We start from the raw sequence: 25,325 nt of genomic DNA on the forward strand, positions 1-25,325 counted from the left end.
TATGTTAATTAATTTTCATTATTAGTATTTAATTCATTTATAGATTCATTTTTTTGAAAGAGAATAATCTTTTTTATTGCTACATATACAATAAAACATGATAATACTTTATCGATTATATTTGTTAATAATCTCATTAAGAAAGATGCCTGAAAGAACCCAAATCCATTTTCATTTAATAGTTTTATAAAACTGTCTATTGTTGTACCTGTGAATCCGTCAGATAAAATTATAGATATTGGAGTTCCTATTAAAGGCGATATTATTCCAATTATAATTCCTGATATAATAGCTGATATAATACCAAACTTAAATTTTTTTGCCGAAATACCAATTATAATTCCAATCAATGCATTTACTATTGCAAAATTTAAATGTGAATAACTTATAAATACTGATATTATGAGATTTGTTAATATACCTACAATAGCACCATAAATAGGTCCTAGTATAACTGCGGATAAAATAGTACCAACAGAATCTAAAAATAAAAATGGTATTTTTAGTATTAATACTATAAATGTTAAAGCAAAATTTATTACTATTCCTATAAATGCTATCAAAATATTGTATTTTAAATCATTATTCATAATACTAACCGAAAATATAATTAAGTTACTTTAATATACAATGATAAACTTTATTTTTCAATAGCTTTATTTGATATAATCATTTATTTTTATTGAATCATATGTAGTTTTCATAGTTTTGTTGAATTATAAAGCTGATTATTTTATTTATAATGATAATGATGATTATTTTCCTTGCTTAAAAAAGGTATTGATTTAATGGATGTTGTTACTAATATGGAAGATAATATCTTATCTATCATAGAGCTTGATATTGTAGTTATAGTTACAGATATAATAAAACTTTTTCCACTATTATGAATAACTTGGATAAAGTTATCTATTGGCTTATTGGTAACTCCTTTAGCGGCAATTATCACTATAGGTAATGATACAATAGCTGAAACTATTCCTATTATTATTCCTGATATAATTGCAACTTTTATTTTTGAAAAATCATATTTTCTTGCTATTACTCCAGCTGTTAAGCCTATAACAACGTTTACTATCGCAAAATGCAAATTAACATAGTCTATTGTCATGGAAATAATGAAATTTGTGGCAATACCTACAACAGCACTGTATATAGGTCCAAGCATAACAGCAGTCAATATTGTACCGGCAGAATCCATAAATAAAAATGGTATTTTTAGTATTATTATTAAATGTCCCATTATAATATTCGCTGCAATACCAATTACCATTATAGTAATATCATATGTAATCTTTTTTCTCATAAACGATCCAATATATTGTTTTTATATTATAATTTTCGTTTTTAAACTTTATAAATTTATATATATAATATGAAAAATATTTATTAGTTATAAAAAACCCTCTAATAAAATTACTTATTAGAGGGTATAATATTTTTAAACTAAATTATATTTTTGTTATAATTATTTAGCAGTATAAGCAACCATAGTCATCCAAGATAATGGTTTGTTGTAGTGAGGTAGGAAGAAGAAATCTGATAATGCAAATTGATCAACAGTCATACCATTTTGTATAGCAAGAGAGAATGCATGAATAGCTTCAGCATGATTATGTTTAGAAGCTATTTGAGCACCTAATAAACGTCTGCTGTCTTCTTCATAAATGATTTTTACTAAAACATCTTCATAAGTAGGCATGAATTCTGGTCTTTCAGCATCTTTGAAGAAATTAGATTTTACTTTTAATCCTTTTTTCTTAGCAGTTTCTTCAGACCAACCAGTAGAAGCCATATTGTATCCAAATACGCAAATAGCATTAGAACCTTGAGTACCGCAATATTCAACATGTTTTCCTAAAGCGTTATTAGCAGCAACAATACCCATTCTTACAGCATTAGTAGCTAAAGCAATATATTCTTGTTTTTCAGAAGCTCTTGAATATACAGTAGCGCAGTCACCGATAGCATAAACATCAGGATCTTTAGTAGTTTTCATAGTAGTATCTACTACTATAGCGCCATTAGGTAAAGTTTCTAAATAATCTTTATAAAGTTCATTATTAGGTCTGAAACCAACAGACATAACAACCATATCTACCTCGTAAGAACCTTTGTCAGTAACAACTTTTTTAACTCTGTCATCACCTTCAAATTTCTTAACAGTTTCACCTAAATGCATTTCTATGCCAGCTTCTTTGATTCTTTTTTCAGCTTCATCAGTGATTTCTTTATCAAAGTAATTACCCATAACTCTAGGTAAAGCTTCCATTAAGATAACTTCTTTACCATGATTTTTGAATGCTTCTATAAGTTCAACGCCTATATATCCAGCACCAACTACCATAACTTTTTTAACTTCTGGTTTAGCTATTTCATCGATAATATCTTGTCCTTGCTGGTAAAGTTTAGAGAAGAAAATACCTTTTTTAAGACCATAAGTAGTTCCTTCTTGTTTTAATCCTTCAATAGGAGGAGTTACAGGCCAAGAACCAGTAGCAAGAATAAGTTTATCGTAAGTGTCTTCAAACTCTTTTCCTGTTTTTAGCTCTTTTACGTATAATTTCTTGTTAGCCCAATCTATTTTAGTAACATCATGTCCCATATGAACCTCAATGCCTTCAGATTTCAAGCTTTCAGGACTAGCATAGAATAAACCTTTAGGATCTTTAACTACTCCTCCAACCCAAAGTGCAATACCGCAGGCTAAGAAAGATATATTATCGTTTCTATCATAAGTAACTACTTGACAATTAGGATCTGTAGCTTTTAAAGTTTTTACTGCCCATGTACCAGCATGGTTACAGCCTATTACAATAACTTTCATAATAATTTAACCCCTTACTAAAAAATTTAAAATAAAATTGGTGTTTATTATAGTACAAAAAAAATACTTAGTCAAGTTATATTATATGATTATTAGTAATTTTTAATTGTTTCAATACTCTTTTTATATAGTGCTTTCACTAATTATTGTAAAATTATAATGATTAAGATATAGATTATATTTTTATTATACTTATGTATAAAAGTTATATTTCTTTTTTTTACAATAAGATCTAATAAGGATGTTTAAATATTGTAAAAAATATTTAAATTATAATATATAAGCGTTTATATAAAAAAATATCTTGAATATATGCATTATAGTTGTGTAAACAGTGTTTATAATATAAAAATATTATGTGATATAGTAATGTTATATAATAAAAATATTATAATTATAATGTATTGATATTTATACTTTTTATGCTATATTATAAAAAATTGAAATTTATTATGGGTTTAATTTATGACAAATTTTAATGAATACTTTTTGATGGAAGAGAAGGATGTTTTACTTTATGTAAAAAATAAATTAAAATACTTTTCTCAAAATGATAATATAACTTGTAAAGAAATAGGCGATGGAAATATAAATTATGTATATAGAATAAGTAATGGTCAAGATTCCATAATACTTAAACAAGCAGGAGTACATACCAGAAGCAATTCATCAGGAAGAATACTAGATATTAACAGAAATGCAAGAGAGGCTGAGATTTTATCATTTTACGGCAGTATACTCCCTGATTTAGCTCCAAAAGTAATTTTTATAGATAAAGTTATGAATTTATTCGTAATGGAAGATTTGAAATCATTTCTAGTACTTAGAGATGCTTTGATGAAAGGGCAGATATATCATCATTTACAGGAACAGATAACAGACTTTTTAGTTGAAACTACATTATCAACAGCAGATTTTTTTATGGATCCTTTTACTAAGAAAGAAAATGTTGTAAAGTATACTAATAAAGAACTTTGTAAGATAAGTGAAGAACTTGTATTTAGAGAACCATTTTTTAATGTACTTAAAGAAAATGTTTTTTCTGAATCATTAAATAAATTTGTTGAGGATAATTTATATAATAATAAGCAGCTGCAATTAGAAGCGGCAAAATTAAAGTATGAATTTATGAATAATCCTCAGGCTTTAATACATGGAGATTTGCATACAGGTTCTATTTTTGTTGATGATAATTATATTAAAGTCATGGACTGTGAATTTGCCTTTTATGGACCTATAGGATATGACTTAGGTACTATTATGGCTAATTTTATATTTTCTTATGTTTATCATTTATATGTTACTAAAGATAGAAATTATACATCATTCCTTTTTAAAGTTATTGATGATATTTTAAGGCTCTTTAAAAATAAATTTATTGCTAAATTTTTAAATGAAAGTAATGATATCTCAGTACAAAATGATTATTTTATAGAATATTATTTACTTGAGGTACTTAAAACAGGATTTGGTATATGCGGTCTTGAATTATTGAGAAGAACTACAGGATGTGCAAGGGTAAAAGAAATAGAGTCTGTTTCTGATACTGATATAAGAGGTAAAATTGAATATACACTTTTGAATATAGGTATTGAATGTTTAGCTTATAGAGACAGACTTTCTGAAGAAGAAAAGTTTATGAAATTTGTGGATAATATAATTGATAATATTGATTTATAAATTATTATTAATTTTAAGTTATGAATGAATTGTTCATTTTGTTTATTGCTAGTAATATGAATAAATAATTATTTTGGAGTTTTTTATGATTAATAGGGTAGATAAAGAGTTAGCTTTTATGCTTCAATTTGAAAATGTAGCTTGGTATGATGAAGGATGCGTTAAAATATTAGATAGAAGAGTCTACCCTAATAAAGTTAATTTTGTAGAATGCAAAACCCATAAAGAAGTTTCAAAAGCCATAGCAGATATGGTAACTCAAAGTGCCGGCCCTTATTTAGCAGTTGCTATGGGTATGGCATTAGCTGGATATGAATCAAAGCATTTAGAAGGAAATGACAGAATAGATTATTTAACTCATGCTTGTAATACTTTGGCTAACTCCAGACCTACTACAAGCGGAAGAATGATGCTTATAACTAAATCATGTTTAGAGGCAGGTACTGATGCAATAAAATCAGGTAAAGATCCTATAGAAGCTATGTTTAACAGAGGTATAGAACTTTCTACTAAAAGATATTCAAAAATAAAAAAAATAGCAGAAAATTTAGTATCTATGTATCCTGACAAAGGAACTATACTTACTCAATGTTTCGGTGAGTCTATAGTAGGTTTTATGATACAGGAATTCCAAAAAAAGAATAAAGATATAAAGGTTGTATGTGCTGAAACAAGACCTTATTTTCAAGGTGCAAGGCTTACAGCTACAGTTGCCTATGATCAAGGGGCTGATGTTACAGTTATTACAGATAATATGGTGGCATATACTATGCAGGAAAAAAAAATAGATGTGTTTACTTCTGCTGCTGATTTAATATGTTTGAACGGTGCTGTAGTTAATAAAATAGGTACTTTCCAAATAGCAATAGTAGCAAAATATTTAGGCATACCATATTTCGTAACAGGAGCGCCAGATAAAGGCTATAATGGACTTGAAGATGTACATTTTGAATTTAGAGATGAAAAACTTGTTACTGAGGCTATGGGAGTAAAAACATCTAAGGAAGGTGTAAAAGGTTTTTATCCGGCATTTGATTATACTCCTCCTCATTTAGTTAGTGCTGTTGTAACAGATTTAGGTATTTATTCGCCTTATGATGTGTTTAAATATTATGTAGGTAATGATGAGGGAGAATATTAATAAATTAGTCTTTTAATGGGTTTTTTATATCTTCTTTTTTGATGTCTATTAAAAAATCTACAAATAATTCAAATAATATAGGGTCTAATTGAGTTTCTTTAACTATATAATTATCATATATTAATTTTATAGCATCGGCTGTATTCATATCTTTTCTGCTGTAGCTTTTTTGCGGCATTACAGTTGTATCAAATAAATCTATTATTTCTAATACTTTAGCAGGGAAAAATGCTAAGCTTTGAAGCGTTTGAATATCATCTGGAATATCTGATACAAGATATGAAGGATTTAACTCTTTATTTTCATTGAATTGTCTATTTATTATTTCTATTACACCATTTCCATAACCATAATATTCATGATGCATTCCTACAATTAATGATATATTATCATTATAATTTCTGAAAAGTTTTAAAAATTGATAACCTTTTATAGCATGAGATGTTGATTCTTTAGCATATTCTTTTGATTTATTTATATTAAGATAGTCTAATTCTTTTACTTTAACTACATCATGCCAAAATGCTCCAGCTGCAAAAGATGCTATATTTTCTATTGATATTTTTTTAAGTCCATTTTTGAAAATGTCATTAAATTTAATGTTTGATTTGTTTATTTTGTATTTTTCAAAAACATTTTCATAAAAATTTTTATATTTTTTATTGAAATTAATAATAGTTTTTAAATTTAAGTGATTATCTATTTGTTCATTATAGTAAAGCATGAATTCTATAAAAATTATAAATACTCTGTTTCCATGTCCTATAACATTTCTGCAGTTAAAATTATCAAATCCATAAAATAAACTTATATTAGGATATATTTTATCTACAAGTTTTGTTATTGATAGTATTAAATCATTTGATACTATCTGAGTGTCATAATATTCTAAATTATCAAAATATACCTGATTCATTTTATCTCTTGAGGCATTTACCAAATGAATCAAATTTATTCTTTCTATGAAAGCAAGCTGGGTTATTATATCTAATATATATTGTATAGCATCAGCATATAACTGATCATTATAATATTGATTTAATATATCAATGTAATTTTTTATAGATATAAATCTTTCTTTAGGTGTTTCTTCTAGAATTATTTCTAGTATTTTATATTCAAATATTTTTGTATTTTCAGAATCAGGCATACAATCTTTATATACTTTTAAGAATTGATTTATATTTTCAATTTGCCTGTATTGATCTTTATCATTTTTTTCTAATACTAAATCTATAATTGATTTTGAATTTTTAGTTATATAAAAATTATTGAATATGTCGTTATTTATAGAATTTTTATCAAAAAGAATATCTATTTTATAATTAGGTATAGACAAATATAAATTATCATTACTTGTACATATAATTTCCGGAGAATTAAATTTAATAATATCCAGATTATCTTTTATGAAATTTAAATCTATTGGGGTATATTTATCTAAATCAATATCCATATTCAGCCTTTAAAATTATACCAATATTAAGTATAATAATATACTTTTTTTATTTTTTATCAATAATTTTATATTATTAAATTAATTTTTTTGTTTTATAAATTAAAATTGAATAATAAAATTTAAAAAATCATATAAAGGTATTGACAAATTTTTTTTATATAGTAGAATATGAAACTCATAGAACTTAAAGTTCATTTGTTAATACTGGGGTGTCGTCAAGCGGTAAGACAATTGGTTTTGGTCCAATTATTCGAGGGTTCGAATCCTTCCACCCCAACTTTTCTCTTATATGGTACTTAAATGGGAATAACAGACGAAATATTAATTTTAAGCGGTACAGCAAATCCTCAATTGGCAGAAGATGTTGTTAAGAATCTTGGGCTTAAATTAGGTAATATGGAAATACGTAAGTTTGCTGACGGTGAAACTTTTGTTAGAGTAGAAGAAACAGTCAGAAATAAAGATACTTATGTAATACAGCCTACCGGACGTCCTTCTAGTAGTGAAAATTGGATGGAGCTTTACTGTATTATAGATGCTTTAAAAAGAGCTAGTGCTAAAAGAATTACAGCTGTTATTCCGTATTATGGTTATTCTAGACAAGATAGAAAGAATGAACCTAGGGTGCCTATAACTGCTAAATTAGTTGCTAATCTTTTATCGGAGGCTGGAGCTCATAGAGTTTTGGCTTTAGATTTGCATGCAGCACAAATACAAGGTTTTTTTGATATCCCTGTAGATCATATGCTTTCAAAACATGTTTTCTTGGATAAAATAAAAAAAGATCTTGATATGTCTAACTCTATTATTGTTTCTCCAGATATAGGAGGAGTAGGAAGAGCTAGAGCTATAGCTAAACAATTAAATCTTGATATAGCTATTATAGATAAAAGAAGAGACAGAGCTAATGAATGCGAAGTAATGAATATTATAGGCGACGTTAATGGCAAAGATGCTATTATTATAGACGATATAATAGATACAGGCGGTACTCTTATAAAAAGTATGCAGGCTTTGAAAAAAGCTGGTATGAGAAGAATATATGTGTTTATAACTCATGCCGTATGTTCTGGTGACGTTTATGAGAGAATTAATGCCAGTGATATAGAAAAGCTTTATATAACAGATAGTTTGAAAGTTATGAAAGACAGATTAGGCAGCAAAATAGAAGTTCTTTCAGTTGCTCCTGTTATTGCTGATGCTATCAGGCATATACATATGGAGCTTTCTATAAGTGTTCTATTTGATAAGTAAAATTAAAGGAAAGAAAAATGAGTGAGAATTATACTATTAAAGCTTTGCAAAGAGATACTAAATTTAAAAGTGTTGGTCGTAAATTGAGAAATGAAGGTTATGCTTTAGCTACTCTTTACGGCAGAGAAAATCAATACTCTATTGCTGTAGAGTTAAAAGAATTTGTTAAAGTTTTTTCTTTGGCAGGTCAGCATGATATAATCACTTTAGATATACAAAATGATAAAACAAGAGAAGTATTGGTTAAAGATTATCAAATAGACGGTATCAAAAGAAGTATAAGACATATAGATTTTTATGAAATAGATAGAAATAAAAAGATCAAAACTTATGTTCCTATTCACATTGAAGGTACTCCTGAAGGTGTTCGCTTAGGCGGAGGTACTTTAGAGCAGGTTGAATACGGTTTGAATATCAAAGCTTTCCCAGGTTCTATACCTAGAGAATTGGTTGTTGATGTTAGCGAATTAAAAGTAGGTGATAGTTTGCATATTAGTGATATAAAATTCCCAGAAGGTGTTGACCCTGTTGGTGATGCTTCTAAAGCTATTGTTACTGTTGTTACTACTCAAGATGATGACGCTAACAAAGGTGCAGTAGAAGTATAAAATATAGTTCTAGGATTACTACTATATGATGAAATTAGTAATGGGACTAGGCAACCCAGGAGAACAATATAAAAATCATAGACATAATGTAGGATATATGATTTTAGATAGAGTTGCTAAGAAACTTAACGTAGAACTTGACATCAAAAAGAAAAAGACAGTTTTTGGAAAAGGTAAGTCTGGAAAAATGGAGTATTTGCTCCTTAAACCTCAAACTTTTATGAATCTTTCTGGTGAAGCCGCTCTTTATATGGCAAGTTTTATGAAAATCACTGTTGAAAACATTATAGTTATATATGATGATATGGATATACCTATAGGTGAATTTAGAGTGATACCTTCAAAAAATGATGATTCTGAAGCTGAAGTTGATGATATTGAAATAGATCATAATGGTATAAAAAGCATAAGAGATTCTTTAAAAAGCTATAATTTTACTAAAATAGGTGTTGGTATAGGGGCATGTCCTGAAGATGAAGAAAAGGCTGATTTTCTTTTAGCTCCTTTCACTAAAGATGAGAGAAAAAAAATCAGAGATATATCTGATAATGTTGTAGATGCTGCTTGTATAGCTTTATTTGAATCTCCTCAGGCTGCTAAAAAGAAATATCCATGATAACTAAATTAATTATTGGTCTAGGCAATCCTGGAGATGAGTATAAGAATAACAGACATAATGTAGGCTTTATACTCATAGATAAAATAGCTGAAAATTTTAATATCAATTTTGATAATAATAAAAAGAAATCTTTATATGCAAGATCAAAAGAAAGGGATATAGAATATATACTTCTAAAGCCTCAAACTTTTATGAATCTTTCCGGAGAATCTGCAATTTATATATCCAAATTCTTTAATATAAAACCTGAAGATATAATAGTTATATATGATGATATGGATATACCTTTTGGTACTTTTAAAATAAAAAAAGGCGGAAGTTCCGGCGGTCATAATGGAATAAAAAGTCTTATTTCTCATTTACAGAGTGATGATTTTACAAGAATTAGAATAGGTATAGGCAGACCTAGTGCCGGTAAAAAAGTTAATGATTATGTGCTTTCAAATTTCAGTAAGAAAGAAAGAGAAGATTTAGATACTGTAATAGCAAATGATATAATAGATGCAGTTAAAATAGCTTTATTTGAATCTCCTGTAATAGCTCAAAATAAATACAATAAAAAAATAGGTAAAGAAAATTCTGATAAAAGCAAAGGTAATAAAAATATGATTAAAATAGTAGCTAGAAATCCTGTAAGTAGCGAAAATAAATCAAAATTCATTGAAACATCTAAAGAACTTATTGAAAAAAGCAGAAAAGAAAAAGGTTGTATTTCTTATAATTTATATGAAAGTATAGACGGAAAATATCTTACTTTTATAGAAGAATGGAAAGATGAAAAAGCTATAGAAAGTCATAATAATTCAGAACATTTCAAAGCAATAGTTCCTAAATTGGGAGAATTAACTTCCGGCGATAAAGATGTCATTTTATACAAAGAAGTAAAATAAATATTTAAATTTTTTATTTTATCTTAAATGCTGCAATAGTAAAATCATCATCAGGCGACATATATGAAAGATAATCATAAAAATCTTTTTCTATATTGCTTATAATATTTTCAGCTTTATTGTTTCTATTATTAAATAAAACCTTTTTAAATCTATCTATACCATAAAAATCATATTTATTCTTTGATCTTGATGCTTCTGTTACTCCGTCAGTATAAAATATTAATATATCATCTTTTTTTATATTTACAGTTTCTTCTTCATAATATGCCTGAGGAAAAAGTCCAACTATAGTTCCGCCTTTATTGTGTTCTTTTATTTGAGAATTTTGTATTATTAATATAGGAGTATGAGAGGCATTGGAATATTTTACTACTTTATTTTTTAAATCTATTTCTGCTACTGTCATAGTAAGATAATAATTTATAGGAATAATCTTAATTATATAATTATTAATATCATATATAAAAGAAGCAGGTGATTTGAATGATGCAGCAAAATTTCTAAAAACAGTTTTAAACATAGCTGTTATTATTGCAGCCTCAATACCATGTCCACTAATATCTGAAATTATGAAAAGTATTCTGTCATCATCAAGATATATGTAATCAAAAAAATCTCCTCCTATTGTTTCAAGAGGTTTATATAATGACGCTGAATTTATTTTTTTATTATTAGGCATTTTTTTGGGCATCATATTTTCTTGCAGTTTTCTAGCTTTTTTCATATCTTTTTTATATTGTTTTTTGATACTATCTAAAACATCATATCTACCTAATATATAACTATTTTTTTCTTTCAAATCTTTTATTGCTATTTGATAATCATTTATTATTGTACTGTTTATTTTTGAAAATCTATATATTTTTCCATCCGATGATTTTTCTTCTATTTGTTTGTAATCTTTTATTAAATAGAGATTTATTAAATTTTTATATAATATAATACCAGGAATAAAAAATAACATAAATAATATGAATATAAGTATAAAAGTAAATTTATTCTCATAATATGAGATACATGCTATATTTAGAAGTACAAATAGTATGAGAAATACTATAGAAATAAATTTAAAAAGAATTAAAACACGTTCGTTTTTCATATTAATTGTATTTTTTGTATAAAAATAGATTTACGATATAGATTATAACAAAAAGATTATAGTTTGCAAATATTTTTTATAAAATAATAATTATAGATATTGCAAAAATTACACATACTTTATACAATATCTTTATATCAGTAATAGTTAAAATGATTTTGTTATTACTTTAATATTTATACTTGTTCTCGAGTGCATAGCAGCACTTAATTATATATTAAAAACGGAGGAGTTATTATGATATTAAAACCAATAAAAAGCGAATTCAATCAGGATTTTCATGATTCTATTTGGAAGGCAAAAAATTATATAAGAGATCATTATGATGAATTGAAAAAACTTCCTAATGGTAAGCATTTATTAGACAAAGAAATTTGCGAAGGTGCTTTTATCAATGTTACAGAATATGATAATAAAGATAATCCGCCTTGGGAATCACATTTAAAATATGTTGATGTTCAGATAATATTTGAGGGAGCTGAAGATTTTATAATAGCAAATACTTCTACATTGAAACCTAAAAGTTATGATGAAGCAAGCGATTATCATGACTGGGAAGGAGAGGGAACTGTTCGCTTAACTTTATCACAAGGAGAAATTTTAATACTTCTTCCTTATGATGCTCATAGAGTAGGACTTCCTCCAAAATCAGGTAAAAACCATGTTAAAAAAGCTATAGTTAAAGTTCCTTATAAAGGTTAATAATCAATAATCAATAATTGAAATATTAAAGACTGATGCTTATTTTAAGTGTCAGTCTTTTATAATATTTACTGAAACAAATATAGTTTGTAAATTTTGAGTTATTTATAAATCTAATTTTAATTTATTAATAATATAAAATATAACTTAATATTAACAAAATACGTTTTATAAGTAATATAAACTATCTTTTTTGTGTATAATAAATAATCAGCCGCATACTTTACAGTACTTCCTTCAGTTGCGTATAGTTGTCTATCCATAATGATTTGCAATACCGTGCGGAAAGCCTCCGTGAAGCGTACCCAAGGGGTATAGGCGAATAGTTGACAAACTTAAAAATTTTAATCATATCTTGACAATAATTAAAATATATTGTATGCTATATATTAATAATAAGGTAGGGCTTGTATTAGTTCGCTGATATGAGATTTCCGATAAACTTCGATGATACCATAAATACGAAGACTGGTAGCCTATCCAGTAATTATATTTCAATAAAAGGGGAATTATATTCTATGAAAGTTATGGGAATAGTTGCTGGAAGACATAATGGAAACAGCGAAATTTTAGTGAAGCAAGCTTTAACTGCAGTAAAAGATGCAGGGGGAGAGGCTATACTTATTAATCTATTTGATTATAATATAAAACCTTGTTCCGGATGTGAATCTTGTACTATAGCTATGGGAAAGATATTTAAAGAAGGCGGAGAGTACAAAGGATGCATTTACAAAGAAAAAGATGATATGGATAAGATAGTAAATGTAATGAATCAATGTCAGGGAATAATAGTTGGATGTCCCACTTATGATTTACTTCCTTCTTCTTTATATTTATCATTTGCTCAGAGATTTTTAGCTTATGAATTATCATTTAGAATACAAATAGGGCAGGTTAAAGAAGATCCGCACACTGTAGCAGGACTTATAGGAGTAGGCGGTTCTAAACATGATTGGCAGACTATGAGTTTGGAGGGACTTGCTGCTACAATGTTTACTCAATCTATGACTGTTGTTGATATGTATTTAGCTGAAAGTGTTGGAAGACCTGGAAATGTTCTTATACATAAAGATTATTTGGACAGAGCTTATCAAATGGGTAAGAATATAGTTGAAGCAATAAATACTCCAGTCGAAGAAAGAAAATGGCTTGGAGATCCTAATTTAGGATTATGTCCTAGATGTCATTCTTCTTTAATATATCCAGGCGAGGAGCATTGGGACGGAGTGAAGTTTAATTTTGAATGTGCTGTTTGCGGGGCAGGCGGAGATTTAATTAAAGATGAAAATGGAAAATATAAATTCGTACTTGCAGAAAATGGACTTATAAGAGATAGAAATATTAATGAATCAAGAGCAGTACATTTGCAGGAGATAATACATACAAGGGATAATTTCATGTCAAGAAAATCTGAAATAGAAGAAGAATATAAAAGATTTAGAGAAATGAAATTTGAAACCATAAAATAGCCGTTAATAAAACTTTTTCTTTAAATAAAAACAGCACTATGATTAAAATTAATAATCATAGTGCTTACTACTTTTAAATATTTAGTAATTATTTATTATATTTTTCATCAGCTTTGTACGTAGTATGTAAGAAGTGATGAGATCTTTCTCCAAGAGGTTTTCCTAAGAACTCATCATAAAGTTTTTTAATATTTTCATTTTCATGAGAACATCTATGTTTTACAGTGTTTTTATCTTCATTGTATAAACCGCCTGCTCTTTGAAGTCTTACTTCGTTAGTAGGGCCATAAGGCTGACCGCCTCCTCCTACACATCCGCCTGGGCAAGCCATAACTTCTACAAAGTGATAAGGAGGATTTTCTCCTTTTTCTTTAGCGGCTCTTATTTCCTGCATTACAGGATCAACATTATGAAGTCCATTTACAACTGCCACTCTAACTTCTTTATCTAGTATTTTTATTGTTGCTTTTTTTACTCCGTCTAATCCTCTTACATCTTCAAAATCAAGATTACTCATATTAGAACCGGCTATTATATTATAAGCAGTTCTTAAAGCAGCTTCCATAACACCGCCTGTAGTACCGAATATAGTACCAGCTCCGGAATATTCTCCTAATATACTGTCTGCTTCTTCAGGTTCTATTCCGGCAACATCTATACCATAGTGCTTAATCATTCTAGCAAATTCTCTTGTAGTAAGAACAACATCAACATCTTTATATCCGCTTGAATACATAGTTTCATTTTTTCTAATCTCATTTTTCTTAGCAGTACAAGGCATTATAGATACATTGAATATATTAAAAGGATCAACATGAGCTTTATCAGAATAATAAGTTTTAGCCATAGGAGCTAGCATCATATGAGGAGATTTAGAAGTTGATATATTATCTAGTAAATCAGGATAATATTCCTCTGCATATTTTACCCAAGCAGGACAGCATGATGTAGTCATAACAGCAGTTCCATTGCTTTCAGTAAATCTTTTAACGAATTCATTTGCCTCTTCCATAATAGTTAAATCAGCACCGAAATTAGTATCGAATATAGCATTGAATCCCATCAAACGCATAGCCGCATAAATTTTGCCTGTAATATTATCGCCTGGCTTAAGTCCGAAATATTCTCCCAAAGCAACCCTTACAGCAGGAGCCATTTGAACAGCAACATAAGTATCAGCATTATCTATAGCATCTTCAACTTCTCTAGTTTGGTCTTTTTCATATATAGCTGCAACTGGGCAGTGAGCAGCACATTGTCCGCAGTCTACACAAGGAGAATCCTTTAATGAAACAGCACCTGGGGCAAAATAAGTATCAAATCCTCTATTAACAAATCCTAAAGCATGTACTTTCTGCATTTCCTGACAAACAACTACGCATCTTCCGCATTTTATACATTTTTCAGGATTAAGTACTATACTTCCGGCAGATTCATCTCTAGGGTGATTTTGTTTTATATTGTCATATTTTGAGTTTCTAACACCGAAATCAGCAGCAGCAGTTTGAAGTTCACATTCTCCGTTTCTTATACAGTTCAAACAATCATTTGGGTGTGCTGATAATACTAATTCCAAAACCCCTTTTCTTACTGTATTAATCTCAGAATCATGAGTGATAATATCCATTCCTTCTTCAACAACCATAGAACATGATCTTACATATTTATTTCCTTGATTAGCTAACTTTACTACACATATTCCGCATGCTGAAGTAGGCGGTATATCAGGGTGATAGCATAAAGATGGAATTTTTATTCCTAATTTTTTAGCAGCTTTTAAAATTGTAAGACCTTCTTCAACCTCAATTTGTTTACCATTTATTTTTATTTTAACCATTATCTATACTCCTTTTAATTTTTCTTTGGAACAGGAGGAGTAAATATTCCAGCTTTGTACTCTTCCTCAAAATGCTTTAATGTAGACATTACAGGGTTAGCAGCTGTAGAACCTAAAGCACATAATGAAGCATTTTTCATAGTTAAAGCAATATCTTTTAATTTTTGTATATCATCTTCTTTGGCTCTTCTCTTAGTGAATTTTTCTAATATTTTAAGCATTTGCATTCCGCCGACTCTGCAAGGTACGCATTTACCGCAGCTTTCATCAACGCAGAAACCAAGATAGAATTTAGCAAAATCAACCATATTGCTGTCTTCATCAATGACAATCATACCGCCTGAACCCATCATAGAACCTAATTGAACTAAATTATCAAAATCTATATGAGTACCAAATAGAGATTCAGGTAATATACCTCCTGAAGGTCCGCCTGTTTGAACGCCTTTTGCGAATTTATCATTAGGTACGCCGCCGCCAATATCAAATACTATTTCTCTAATTGTTGTTCCCATAGGTACTTCTACAAGTCCTGATACATTTACATTACCTGTCAAAGCGAATACCTTAGTACCTTTTGAATTTTCTGTACCAATAGAAGCAAACCAATCGCCTCCATTATTTATGATAGCAGTTACATTTGCAAATGTTTCAACATTATTAATAACTGTAGGATGTTCAAATAAACCTTTTATTGCTGGGAAAGGAGGTCTAGGTCTTGGAGTTCCTCTGTTTCCTTCTATTGAAGCTAAAAGGGCAGTTTCTTCGCCGCATACAAATGCACCGGCACCAAGTCTTATATCCAAATCAAATGAGAAATTACTTCCTAATATGTTATTTCCTAATAGTCCGTATTCATAAGCCTGTTTCAAAGCTATTTTTACTCTGTCAACAGCAAGACCATATTCAGCTCTTATGTATAGATATCCTTTATTTGCTCCTACAGTATATCCTGCTATAGTCATAGCTTCTATTACAGAATGAGGATCTCCCTCTAGTATACTTCTGTCCATATAAGCTCCTGGATCTCCTTCATCGGCATTGCATACTATGTATTTTTGATCATCTTTTACTGCTTTTGTGAAGCTCCATTTCTTCCAAGTAGGGAATCCTGCACCACCTCTTCCTCTAAGTTCTGAAGTTTGCATTTCTTTAATAACATCATCAGGAGTCATTTCAAATAATACTTTAGATAGAGCTTTATAACCGTCATTTCCTATATATTCATCTATATTTTCAGGGTCTATAACTCCGCAGTTTTTTAATACTATTCTTCTTTGCTTTTGATAGAAGTTAATTTCTTTAGAGAAATCTCTATGTTCTCTTTGTTCTTTATATAGTATTCTTAATAATAATTCGCCTTTCATTATATGCTTTTCTATGATATCCTGAGCATGTTCAGGTCCTACATGAGTGTAAAAAACTCTTCCAGGCATAATCTTAACTACAGGCCCCTGACTGCAGAAACCAAAACAGCCTGTTTTTACTACTAATACATCATCAGAAATACCATTTTTTTCTGCATATTCTCTTAATAATTTTACAATCTCATCACTTTTACCTGATTCACATGCTGTTCCTCCGCATACAAGTATATGAAATTTATGAGATGTAGATGATTCTCTGCCTTTCCTTAAACCTATCTCTTTTTCTTTATTAAGTCTATATTCTTCTAGTTTTTTTCTATCTAATTTTTCTGCCATTTTTATACTCCATTACTCTTTTTTAGCTTCTTCATCTTTGATAAATTTTGCTATATCATCAACTACTACTCTTCCTGAAACTTCATCATTAAAAGTTATTACAGGTGCTAAGCCGCAGCAGCCTATACATCTTACCTCTTCCAACTTATATTTTCTATCAGCCGAATATTTTTGATCGCCTTTTAGATTTAATTTTCTTTTTATTTCTTCTACTAATTGTCCGCCGCCTTTTAAATAGCAGGCAGTGCCCATACAAACGCCTATATTATTTTCAGCAGGCGGTTCCAATGTGAAATAGTTATAAAATGTAAGAATTTCATAAATTCTAGCAAGCGGTATATTGATCTCTTCTGATACGTATTTTGCAACATTTCTAGGAACATAACCATAATGTTTTTGAATTCCATGACAAATCATAATAAGATTTCCTTCAGAATCTTTCCACTTCTCAACTAGTGATTTAATTTCATCAGCAATCTCCTCCTGTGTTAATAGAGAAACATCTTCACTCATTATATACCTCCATTGATACAATAAAATTAAAATTACACTTATTATAGTATAGGAAAAAATATATTTGAATTCAATAAAAATATCACATTTATGTGATTTTTTATATACATATTTTTAGTGCACCTATTTCATAATACTACTATTAGGTATTTTATTAGTTTTATATATCGTAAATTTGTTCTTATTTAGAGCAATAAGTATTGTGTTTTTTATGTATTTTTATTAATTTTGTCTTTTTCCGGATGCATATTCAAGCATATTAATATCTAAAATTTCTCTATGAGGCTTTAGAAGAGATTTTTCATACTGACATTTCCACTGTACATTTTCAAATATGCTTTGTATGGTATCACCACTTTTTATAATATCGCCTTTATCAAATATATAAGCTGCTATATTTAGAGCATGAGATATAACATCATTAGCATTTAAATCATGGAAATGGTATTGTATATCTGGTAAACCTATAGCGTACATTCCCAAAGTATCTACTATAATATCATTAGAATCTTGAACATTAAAGAGTCTTATATTTACTCCTGAAAACATAAATCTGAAATCTTTAGGGTAGGCATTATTTAGAATTTGCTCAGGCAAAAGAAGTTTTCCACTTTGTTCATTATATACTGCTATGCAATTATCAAAAAGCTGTAATGCCGTATAAAGCCAATTGTTAAGCAGAGCTGTTCTGTCTTTATAATCAAGTCCTGCTGCCAAAAAATCACTAAGCATTATTTCATAATTACAGTTTTTTATCACTTCCTTAGGATCTTTTATATCCCACATCTGACTGTAATAATAATCACTTATTGAAGTATAATCAAATTCCATAGCATTAGGCATTAAAATTTGTGCTGGTACTTCCTTATCATCTTGATATTTAACTTTTAAATCATTTATTGCAATACTATAAATACCATTATCTGATGATATAACTTCTATATCATTATAATATTTTTTTATTTTCTGTTTAATTAACTCTATATTAGGTAGCTGCGGTTTTTCTTCAAATAAAAGTTTATAGAAATATACATGTGAGAAATTAGCCTCATCATGATTTACTATTTTATGATTAGTATTTGGATTAACTTCTTTTTTATCTTTCATATTTAAAAAACTCCTATAGATATAAATATTACTATATTTTTTAATAAAAGCAATTTATATTATATAAGTTTTTATTTTTTAATACCGTAAAATATCAAAATTAAAAATTATAAAATAATAGCGATAATCTAGATAATATATTCTAGTTTATCGCTATTGATAATAAAAAACAGATTAATTACTGTTTTATTGGTACTAGATATGTAAAGTCAAATTGTAAAGTTTGATCGTATCTTATTCCTATTTCATTTTTTTCATTTAAGAATAAGCCATTAACTAGAGCAATTCCCAATACTATACCATTATCGAATACAAAATCTTTCTTTAAGTTAAGTCCGAAATAGAAAGGTACTCTATAGAAAGGATCTCCTTCAACGCTTATGAATTTATGCTTTTTATCTATATACCAACCTGAAACAAATATTATAGGCTCTATTTCAAACCAAGTCATAACAGGTATTGTACCTCTTAAGAAAAGTCCATGTCCAAATACTCCAGGCTCATTATCTCTATCGGCAAGATTATAAGAAGCCATATAAAGTATAGACAGATAATAACTATTAATACCTATAGCACCTACATAGTTTTCCGTAATTGCAGGACTTCCAGGAACAAATGCATATTCATGTCCTCCATTATGCCAATAGTGTATGGCAGCATAAGGTGTTGCCATATCATGTACAAAATCCATAGCATAAGTAATACCTACATCGAATCTTTCTCTATGTTTAGCATTATGCTGTATTTGCCAATTCATATATACTTCTCCTTTTCCGCCTTTAAACCATTCAAAAGAAGCTCCGTATTCATAGTAGCCATGTGTGAAAGGTTCATTATATTTATATTCTTCAGGACCTTTTGCTATTAATGTATTATCAGGTGTTGATCTTACAACTGGAGTCATATCCATTAAAGGATCTCTTATAGGAGAAGGTAAATTATGTCCGCCTGTCATAGTACCTATTCTAAGAGAAATATATTCATTTGATAATTGTGTTGTAACTACAGGGAATACTCTTATACCTTGAGGAAATTCAAATGTGAAAGGAAAAAATATAGAAGCTCCGACTCTCAAAGTAATAAGGTTATTGAATTTTATATCAAAAGCTCCCTCTGTGAAATTTTCAAAATATGTTAATGTTGTTCTTGTATCCTGCCATAAAGTGTTTTCAGCATTATATGCATAAGAACTTGAAAACAATCTAAAATCTACTTTTACATCAGCATATATATTTGATATGAATACTATAAAGATAAAACAAAAAGAAAAGAAATGTTTCATAAACTAACCCTTATTTTTAATGAAATATTATATTTAAATGAATTATATAATATGAAAGTTCATTATAACATAGTTAACATAAAATTACAATTATGATAACTTTATAAAAACAATTACTTGTTTAAATAAACTTGTGTAAAGTTATCATAGTTTTAACATTTTTTACTTTTAATAGTTTTCAGTAAATTTTTGTTATTTAATAACATACCTATTATCTAAACAAAATTTAATAAATTTATGCATATTTGAAATATTTTTTACTTTTAAAAGTTTTTTATAAAATTCTTCTATTTGCTTAATATCACTTTCTATATCTTGTTTAGTAATTGGAAATATTTTTATATAATTTTTTTTTATCTTTTTTGTTTTTTATAGTATTTTTATCAATAATTTCAGCCTTAATCAATACATCTTCTAAATTTGTAATATTATATATTGGTACTATATAATCATAAGCCCAATAATTTTTAAACATATTTTTATTTATAAAGTTATTTTTTTCTTCATCATTATTACAGTCATCTGTATCCATTATTATAAAAATTTTAAAATCTTTGTCTATTATTGTTTTATGATTTTTTATTTCTAAATAGTCATTATATGTATTCTTAAAATTATCCAATGTATTAATATCTTTACCGTTTAATCTTTTCATTATGCTAGATATTTGTATAGAATGTTTTCCATTATCTTTTGATATTATATGAATATTATTTAATCTTAATTTATTTTTTATAAAATTACACATTTGTAATTCAGATTTTCCATGAACAATAACTATAGCTTTAAGATAATTTCCTATATATGACATATAGTTATTCCTCCAATATATCTTTAAAATCTATATCAGAAACAATTGGAATACCATAATATATTCCTTTCAAATATCTTTTTCTAAAATTTATATTTGGATGTTCATTTTCATAATCTGTTATAGGAACTAATATTTTTTTTCCTTCGCTGTCTATATTAAATATATATATACATTCTTTTTTTATATCTGACTCTAAAATAGTTGTATTATGAGTTGTTAATATAAATTGTCCCTTAATATCAGCAAATAATGATTTTAGTATTGATGCTGTTAAAATATCATGTATACCGCTGTCTAATTCATCTATTGCTACTACATTATTTTTTTTCGTAGATGATATTATTAATTGGAATAAATCAAGCAGTTTTTGTGTACCTCTTGATTCTAATTTAAAGTCTATATCTATAATTTTTCCGTATATTTGTTTTTTTATAAATAAATTATAATGAAGTTTATTATCTTTTATTTCTTTTTTATAATATACTTCCTTTATATCACTGTAAATAGCCGTAAAAAAATTATTTAATATTTTTTCTGTATGATTAAGCTTTTTTTCCTCATTTATTTTTATAGAACCATTATACATTCTAGGAATAAATTTTTTATCTATACTTATTTTTCCTTTTTCTATATTACTGCTATTTTTCATATAAATAGACATTGATAAAAAATATTTAATAACATCAAAAATATTTTTATTTATATTTTTTGATATATATTGTTTATTTTTCTCTTTTTTTTCAAATAAGAGAATAGATAAAAAAGAATGTTTACCCCAAAACTTATCCACTAAATCTTTTATTTCATTTAAATATTTATCAGATTTAAATAATGATGGATTTATATAATTCTCTTTATTATTATTAGATAATTCAAAATATTTTGTTTTATTTTTATCTAATACATACTCTAATTTTTCTTTTACAATACCTTTATGATCAGTTTCAATATGATATAGTCCATTTTTACCATCTAATTTAAACCCAAATTCCAAAATCATATTATCTTTAGAACCAATAGTTTTGGTTTCTTCTATTATATCAGTTATATTATCCAATATTTTTAAATTTTCTTTTAGCATTTTATTAATTAATAATTCCAATTCTTTTTCATCATCTTTATTTTTCATTTTTTCTAGCATAAACTTATCTAAGACGGTTTTGTATATTTTAGTATTTAATGTGTCAAATAAAGTAAAAAATGCATTTATAAAATTAGTCTTACCAGCACCATTTTCCCCATAAATTATAATCATTTTTTTTGGATTATTTTTTGATGATGTTAAATCTACTTCAAAATCAACTAATGATTTATAATTTTTAAGTTTTACATAAGTAAACATTGTATTTTAACCTTTATTTTATCGATTTTTATTACATTTTATCATAAAATCAACAAAAATCAACCATAAACAATAATTACTCTTTACAATAACAAGTTTTATATTATAATTGTTTCATTATTATAAAAACTATTACTAGGAGTTGTGCAATGATTAAAAGAGCATTGATATCTGTATTTTATAAAGACGGAATATTAGACTTTGCCAAGTTTTTAACTTCAAAAAATGTGGAAATAGTTTCTACAGGCGGAACTTATAAATATTTGAAAGAAAATAATATACCAGTTATAGAGGTTGCTGAAGTTACAGGAGCTAAAGAAATGCTTGACGGCAGAGTAAAAACTTTAGACCCAAAAATACATGGAGCAATACTTGCTATAAGAGATAACCCTACTCATATGGAAACTATTAAGGAAAGAGGTATAACTCCTATTGATATGGTTATAGTTAATCTTTATCCTTTCTTTGAAAAAGTACAAGATGATAATTTGAAATTTGAAGAAAAGATTGAATTTATTGATATAGGCGGCCCTACTATGCTTCGTTCTGCTGCTAAGTCTTTCAAAGATGTTGTTGTTATAAGCGATGTTAAAGATTATGATTTAGTAAAAAGTGAAATGGAAAAAGGCGAAGTTAGTTTTGAAACAAAAAAATATTTAGCTTCTAAAGTATTTAATTTGACTTCTGCTTATGATGCTGCAGTGTCAGAGTTTATGTTTAATTCATTAGAAAATAAAGAAAGCAAACAACTTAATTATTTAAATATGTCTTATGCATTAAAAGAAGAATTAAGATACGGAGAAAATCCTCATCAAGGAGCAAGCTATTATGTATCAACTACAGATAAAGGCTCTATGAAAGATTTTGAACAATTAAACGGAAAAGAACTTTCATTTAATAATATCAGAGATATGGATATAGCTTTAAAAATAGTATTAGAATTTGATGAATCTAAAAAAGAGTATGCTTGTTCTGCTATAAAACACTCTACTCCTTGCGGTGCTGCTTTGGGTTCTAATGTATTAGAGGCTTATAATAGAACTTATGAATGCGATCCTACTTCTATATTCGGCGGAATAGTAGCTTTCAATAGCACAGTAGATGAGGCAACTGCAAAAGAACTTATTAAAATATTTTTAGAAATTGTTATTGCTAAAGACTTTACTCCTGAAGCTTTGGAAGTATTAAAAAGCAAAAAGAATTTAAGAGTTATAAAATATAAAACTAATACTAATGATAAGATCAATCTTGTTAAAGTTGACGGCGGATTACTTGTTCAAGATGAAGATACTACTTTGATAGAAGATTATAAAGTTGTAACAGAGAAAAAGCCTACTGAAGAAGAAATGAAGAATTTAATATTTGGAATGAAAGTTGTAAAATATGCTAAATCAAATGCCATAGTAGTAATAAAAGACTTTATGGCTAAAGGTATAGGAAGCGGACAAACTAACAGAATTTGGGCTTGCGAAGATGCTTTAGAGAGAGCAGGAGATGGAGTTGTAATGGCATCTGATGCTTTCTTCCCATTCAGAGATGTAGTGGACGCTTGTGCCAAATACAATATTAAAGCTATAATTCAGCCAGGAGGATCTATGAGAGATCAGGAATCAATAGATGCTTGTAATGAACATGGTATAGCTATGATATTTACTGGAATAAGACATTTTAAACATTAATAAGTTATTGATTGTAATTTCAAAGCGAAGTTAATTTTCATTAGCTTCGCTTTTTTATAGATTAAAATTTTTAATAAAGGGAAAAAGATATTTTTTAATTATTTTAAACTTGATGAAAGCTGAAAATATCCAGCATGAGTAAGATTATTGATATTAGTAAATCCCAATTTATACATACGCATACAAGCTGCACCTGAACGGCTTCCGCTTGCACAATAAACTATATACTCTTTATTTTTATCTAATTTTGACATTTTTTCATTGAATTTAGAATCGTCTAAAGGAATATTTATACTGTTTTTTATGTATCCGCTTTGCTGAACTTCCATATAGCTTCTTACATCTATTAAACCTATATCTTTATTGTTTTTATAAATTGAGACAGCATCATTTAGATTTATGTTTTTAAATTTTCCTTTACTTCTTATATTGAATATAATTTTTCTTGCTGCGCTTAATATTATAAAAGTTAATATAAGACCAATTATTAAAGTTAATGTATTACTCATTTTGTAAATACTCCCTGTATGTATATTAATATTATAACATACAGGGAAGTAAATTTCAATTAATTTATTTAAAAGTTTTATACATTATGGAAATCATCTAAATCATAAGCATCATTCCAAAATTTATATTCCCAAATAAATGCTATATCAAAAACAGCTATCATTTTTTCTTTTACAGCTAAAGAAGCATTATCGTATAAATTATCTAGAATTTTAATCATATATTCTGTTGCCTTAGAGAATTCCTCATCAGCATAAGTATCAATCCATTTTCTATACGGATTATTTTCAACTTCTGCATTCGCTTTTATGTATTTGCCCAATTCATTATATATCCAAAAACAAGGCAGTATAGATGAAGCGGCAGTTTCAAAAGCTTCAGTATGAGCAGTATTAATAAGAAAACTTGTATACCCTAAATTAGCAGTTGTAATTTTATTTGTATTTTCAAATTTAAAAGTATCTCTAAAGTATTTATGCACAATTTCTTCTTCTACTATATAAGAGTTGATAGATGATTTCAAAAAAACTAATGCATAATCCACATTATGTATTTTTGAAGAAATTATAGCTAAAGCTTTAGAATAGTATTTCAAATATAAACTGTCTTGTTCTATATAGTATGAAAATTTATTTTTATCTAAACTTCCATCCATAAGCTCTTTATTGAAATTTGTATTAATTATTTTATTATATAGATCTTCATTTCTTTTCCACACTATTTCTGAAAATTTCATTTTTATTTCCTCTCATTCATTATAAAAGTATTATTTTTAAATATTATCATT

Annotated in this window: 23 protein-coding genes and 1 tRNA gene; 10 read left to right on the top strand and 14 right to left on the bottom strand. The window is 27.5% G+C overall.

Annotation, left to right across the window (positions count from 1 at the left end; genetic code table 11):
* Positions 1-8: 8 nt before the first annotated feature.
* The 3 genes from BRSU_RS02705 to BRSU_RS02715 form a co-directional block, all read right to left on the bottom strand.
* Positions 9-590, bottom strand: a complete 582-nt coding sequence (locus BRSU_RS02705) for a hypothetical protein (RefSeq protein ID WP_048593673.1) — start codon at positions 588-590, stop codon at positions 9-11.
* A gap of 143 nt (positions 591-733) precedes the next feature.
* Positions 734-1,306 carry an ECF transporter S component gene (locus BRSU_RS02710; protein ID WP_048593674.1) on the bottom strand — a complete coding sequence of 191 codons (573 nt, stop codon included), beginning with the start codon at positions 1,304-1,306 and terminating at the stop codon, positions 734-736.
* Positions 1,307-1,468: 162 nt separating this feature from the next.
* The gene (locus BRSU_RS02715; protein WP_048593675.1) at positions 1,469-2,827 is read right to left on the bottom strand and encodes an FAD-dependent oxidoreductase; all 1,359 of its coding nucleotides are present in this window, start codon (positions 2,825-2,827) and stop codon (positions 1,469-1,471) included.
* A 465-nt stretch (positions 2,828-3,292) separates the two neighbouring features.
* Here BRSU_RS02715 and mtnK point away from each other — a divergent pair, with 465 nt between their 5' ends.
* The gene (gene mtnK, locus BRSU_RS02720) at positions 3,293-4,507 is read left to right on the top strand and encodes an S-methyl-5-thioribose kinase (protein ID WP_048593676.1); all 1,215 of its coding nucleotides are present in this window, start codon (positions 3,293-3,295) and stop codon (positions 4,505-4,507) included.
* 85 nt (positions 4,508-4,592) lie between these two features.
* Positions 4,593-5,648: an S-methyl-5-thioribose-1-phosphate isomerase gene (locus BRSU_RS02725; RefSeq protein ID WP_048593677.1), complete on the top strand. Its 1,056-nt coding sequence runs from the start codon at positions 4,593-4,595 to the stop codon at positions 5,646-5,648.
* A 4-nt stretch (positions 5,649-5,652) separates the two neighbouring features.
* Here the strand turns inward: BRSU_RS02725 and BRSU_RS02730 are convergent, their stop codons facing one another.
* Complete coding sequence (locus tag BRSU_RS02730; protein WP_048593678.1) at positions 5,653-7,104, bottom strand: hypothetical protein; 1,452 nt, start codon at positions 7,102-7,104, stop codon at positions 5,653-5,655.
* Between the two features lie 208 nt (positions 7,105-7,312).
* Here BRSU_RS02730 and BRSU_RS02735 point away from each other — a divergent pair.
* The 5 genes from BRSU_RS02735 to pth (BRSU_RS02755) all read left to right on the top strand — a co-directional run bounded on the left by BRSU_RS02735 (position 7,313) and on the right by pth (BRSU_RS02755) (position 10,478).
* A tRNA-Gln gene (locus BRSU_RS02735) sits at positions 7,313-7,384 on the top strand.
* A gap of 23 nt (positions 7,385-7,407) precedes the next feature.
* Entirely contained in the window at positions 7,408-8,361 is a 954-nt protein-coding gene (locus BRSU_RS02740) for a ribose-phosphate diphosphokinase (RefSeq protein ID WP_048593679.1), read from the top strand.
* A gap of 17 nt (positions 8,362-8,378) precedes the next feature.
* The gene (locus tag BRSU_RS02745) at positions 8,379-8,969 is read left to right on the top strand and encodes a 50S ribosomal protein L25 (protein ID WP_048593680.1); all 591 of its coding nucleotides are present in this window, start codon (positions 8,379-8,381) and stop codon (positions 8,967-8,969) included.
* Positions 8,970-8,994: 25 nt separating this feature from the next.
* Positions 8,995-9,585, top strand: coding sequence for an aminoacyl-tRNA hydrolase (gene pth, locus BRSU_RS02750; protein ID WP_048593681.1), 591 nt, complete (start codon positions 8,995-8,997; stop codon positions 9,583-9,585).
* The gene (pth, locus tag BRSU_RS02755; protein WP_209435131.1) at positions 9,582-10,478 is read left to right on the top strand and encodes an aminoacyl-tRNA hydrolase; all 897 of its coding nucleotides are present in this window, start codon (positions 9,582-9,584) and stop codon (positions 10,476-10,478) included. The genes pth (BRSU_RS02750) and pth (BRSU_RS02755) overlap by 4 nt, the downstream gene beginning before the upstream one ends.
* 13 nt (positions 10,479-10,491) lie before the next feature.
* On the opposite strand, the gene BRSU_RS02760 is transcribed toward pth (BRSU_RS02755), so the two are convergent.
* Positions 10,492-11,580 (bottom strand): PP2C family protein-serine/threonine phosphatase, encoded by a 1,089-nt coding sequence (locus BRSU_RS02760; RefSeq protein WP_048593682.1) that lies wholly within the window; start codon positions 11,578-11,580, stop codon positions 10,492-10,494.
* Positions 11,581-11,817: 237 nt separating this feature from the next.
* On the opposite strand from BRSU_RS02760, the gene BRSU_RS02765 reads away from it, so the two are divergent.
* Together BRSU_RS02765 and BRSU_RS02770 are read left to right on the top strand one after the other, a co-directional pair.
* A complete protein-coding gene (locus BRSU_RS02765) occupies positions 11,818-12,282 on the top strand; it encodes a NanQ anomerase/TabA/YiaL family protein (RefSeq protein WP_012671980.1) in 465 nt (154 codons plus the stop codon).
* 518 nt (positions 12,283-12,800) lie between these two features.
* A complete protein-coding gene (locus BRSU_RS02770; RefSeq protein WP_048593683.1) occupies positions 12,801-13,751 on the top strand; it encodes a flavodoxin family protein in 951 nt (316 codons plus the stop codon).
* Between the two features lie 88 nt (positions 13,752-13,839).
* Here BRSU_RS02770 and BRSU_RS02775 read toward each other — a convergent pair whose 3' ends face one another.
* The 7 genes from BRSU_RS02775 to BRSU_RS02805 all read right to left on the bottom strand — a co-directional run bounded on the left by BRSU_RS02775 (position 13,840) and on the right by BRSU_RS02805 (position 22,349).
* On the bottom strand, positions 13,840-15,588 hold the full coding sequence (locus tag BRSU_RS02775; RefSeq protein ID WP_048593684.1) for an NADH-dependent [FeFe] hydrogenase, group A6: 1,749 nt from the start codon (positions 15,586-15,588) through the stop codon (positions 13,840-13,842).
* Between the two features lie 14 nt (positions 15,589-15,602).
* Positions 15,603-17,291, bottom strand: coding sequence for a NuoF family protein (locus tag BRSU_RS02780; RefSeq protein ID WP_053082759.1), 1,689 nt, complete (start codon positions 17,289-17,291; stop codon positions 15,603-15,605).
* 12 nt (positions 17,292-17,303) lie between these two features.
* Positions 17,304-17,804 carry an NADH-quinone oxidoreductase subunit NuoE family protein gene (locus BRSU_RS02785; protein ID WP_048593685.1) on the bottom strand — a complete coding sequence of 167 codons (501 nt, stop codon included), beginning with the start codon at positions 17,802-17,804 and terminating at the stop codon, positions 17,304-17,306.
* A 222-nt stretch (positions 17,805-18,026) separates the two neighbouring features.
* Complete coding sequence (locus BRSU_RS02790; RefSeq protein ID WP_048593686.1) at positions 18,027-18,911, bottom strand: DUF4261 domain-containing protein; 885 nt, start codon at positions 18,909-18,911, stop codon at positions 18,027-18,029.
* Positions 18,912-19,089: 178 nt separating this feature from the next.
* Positions 19,090-20,193: a hypothetical protein gene (locus BRSU_RS02795; RefSeq protein ID WP_048593687.1), complete on the bottom strand. Its 1,104-nt coding sequence runs from the start codon at positions 20,191-20,193 to the stop codon at positions 19,090-19,092.
* 319 nt (positions 20,194-20,512) lie between these two features.
* The gene (locus tag BRSU_RS02800) at positions 20,513-21,004 is read right to left on the bottom strand and encodes a hypothetical protein (RefSeq protein ID WP_245158039.1); all 492 of its coding nucleotides are present in this window, start codon (positions 21,002-21,004) and stop codon (positions 20,513-20,515) included.
* 4 nt (positions 21,005-21,008) lie between these two features.
* Complete coding sequence (locus tag BRSU_RS02805; RefSeq protein ID WP_048593688.1) at positions 21,009-22,349, bottom strand: AAA family ATPase; 1,341 nt, start codon at positions 22,347-22,349, stop codon at positions 21,009-21,011.
* A gap of 149 nt (positions 22,350-22,498) precedes the next feature.
* On the opposite strand from BRSU_RS02805, the gene purH reads away from it, so the two are divergent.
* A complete protein-coding gene (gene purH / locus BRSU_RS02810) occupies positions 22,499-24,028 on the top strand; it encodes a bifunctional phosphoribosylaminoimidazolecarboxamide formyltransferase/IMP cyclohydrolase (RefSeq protein ID WP_048593689.1) in 1,530 nt (509 codons plus the stop codon).
* A gap of 98 nt (positions 24,029-24,126) precedes the next feature.
* Here the strand turns inward: purH and BRSU_RS02815 are convergent, their stop codons facing one another.
* Together BRSU_RS02815 and BRSU_RS02820 are read right to left on the bottom strand one after the other, a co-directional pair.
* Positions 24,127-24,537, bottom strand: coding sequence for a rhodanese-like domain-containing protein (locus BRSU_RS02815; RefSeq protein WP_048593690.1), 411 nt, complete (start codon positions 24,535-24,537; stop codon positions 24,127-24,129).
* 77 nt (positions 24,538-24,614) lie between these two features.
* Positions 24,615-25,274 carry a TenA family protein gene (locus tag BRSU_RS02820; RefSeq protein WP_048593691.1) on the bottom strand — a complete coding sequence of 220 codons (660 nt, stop codon included), beginning with the start codon at positions 25,272-25,274 and terminating at the stop codon, positions 24,615-24,617.
* Between the last annotated feature and the right edge of the window lie 51 nt (positions 25,275-25,325).

The sequence above is a fragment of the Brachyspira suanatina genome (genome assembly GCF_001049755.1).
Classification (GTDB): domain Bacteria; phylum Spirochaetota; class Brachyspiria; order Brachyspirales; family Brachyspiraceae; genus Brachyspira; species Brachyspira suanatina.

Coding starts and splice junctions, on each gene's coding strand:
- BRSU_RS02705 (WP_048593673.1), bottom strand. CDS start 590: ATGAATAATGATTTAAAATACAATATTTTGATAGCATTTATAGGAATA.
- BRSU_RS02710 (WP_048593674.1), bottom strand. CDS start 1,306: ATGAGAAAAAAGATTACATATGATATTACTATAATGGTAATTGGTATT.
- BRSU_RS02715 (WP_048593675.1), bottom strand. CDS start 2,827: ATGAAAGTTATTGTAATAGGCTGTAACCATGCTGGTACATGGGCAGTA.
- mtnK (WP_048593676.1), top strand. CDS start 3,293: ATGACAAATTTTAATGAATACTTTTTGATGGAAGAGAAGGATGTTTTA.
- BRSU_RS02725 (WP_048593677.1), top strand. CDS start 4,593: ATGATTAATAGGGTAGATAAAGAGTTAGCTTTTATGCTTCAATTTGAA.
- BRSU_RS02730 (WP_048593678.1), bottom strand. CDS start 7,104: ATGGATATTGATTTAGATAAATATACCCCAATAGATTTAAATTTCATA.
- BRSU_RS02740 (WP_048593679.1), top strand. CDS start 7,408: ATGGGAATAACAGACGAAATATTAATTTTAAGCGGTACAGCAAATCCT.
- BRSU_RS02745 (WP_048593680.1), top strand. CDS start 8,379: ATGAGTGAGAATTATACTATTAAAGCTTTGCAAAGAGATACTAAATTT.
- pth (WP_048593681.1), top strand. CDS start 8,995: ATGATGAAATTAGTAATGGGACTAGGCAACCCAGGAGAACAATATAAA.
- pth (WP_209435131.1), top strand. CDS start 9,582: ATGATAACTAAATTAATTATTGGTCTAGGCAATCCTGGAGATGAGTAT.
- BRSU_RS02760 (WP_048593682.1), bottom strand. CDS start 11,580: ATGAAAAACGAACGTGTTTTAATTCTTTTTAAATTTATTTCTATAGTA.
- BRSU_RS02765 (WP_012671980.1), top strand. CDS start 11,818: ATGATATTAAAACCAATAAAAAGCGAATTCAATCAGGATTTTCATGAT.
- BRSU_RS02770 (WP_048593683.1), top strand. CDS start 12,801: ATGAAAGTTATGGGAATAGTTGCTGGAAGACATAATGGAAACAGCGAA.
- BRSU_RS02775 (WP_048593684.1), bottom strand. CDS start 15,588: ATGGTTAAAATAAAAATAAATGGTAAACAAATTGAGGTTGAAGAAGGT.
- BRSU_RS02780 (WP_053082759.1), bottom strand. CDS start 17,291: ATGGCAGAAAAATTAGATAGAAAAAAACTAGAAGAATATAGACTTAAT.
- BRSU_RS02785 (WP_048593685.1), bottom strand. CDS start 17,804: ATGAGTGAAGATGTTTCTCTATTAACACAGGAGGAGATTGCTGATGAA.
- BRSU_RS02790 (WP_048593686.1), bottom strand. CDS start 18,911: ATGAAAGATAAAAAAGAAGTTAATCCAAATACTAATCATAAAATAGTA.
- BRSU_RS02795 (WP_048593687.1), bottom strand. CDS start 20,193: ATGAAACATTTCTTTTCTTTTTGTTTTATCTTTATAGTATTCATATCA.
- BRSU_RS02800 (WP_245158039.1), bottom strand. CDS start 21,004: ATGTCATATATAGGAAATTATCTTAAAGCTATAGTTATTGTTCATGGA.
- BRSU_RS02805 (WP_048593688.1), bottom strand. CDS start 22,349: ATGTTTACTTATGTAAAACTTAAAAATTATAAATCATTAGTTGATTTT.
- purH (WP_048593689.1), top strand. CDS start 22,499: ATGATTAAAAGAGCATTGATATCTGTATTTTATAAAGACGGAATATTA.
- BRSU_RS02815 (WP_048593690.1), bottom strand. CDS start 24,537: ATGAGTAATACATTAACTTTAATAATTGGTCTTATATTAACTTTTATA.
- BRSU_RS02820 (WP_048593691.1), bottom strand. CDS start 25,274: ATGAAATTTTCAGAAATAGTGTGGAAAAGAAATGAAGATCTATATAAT.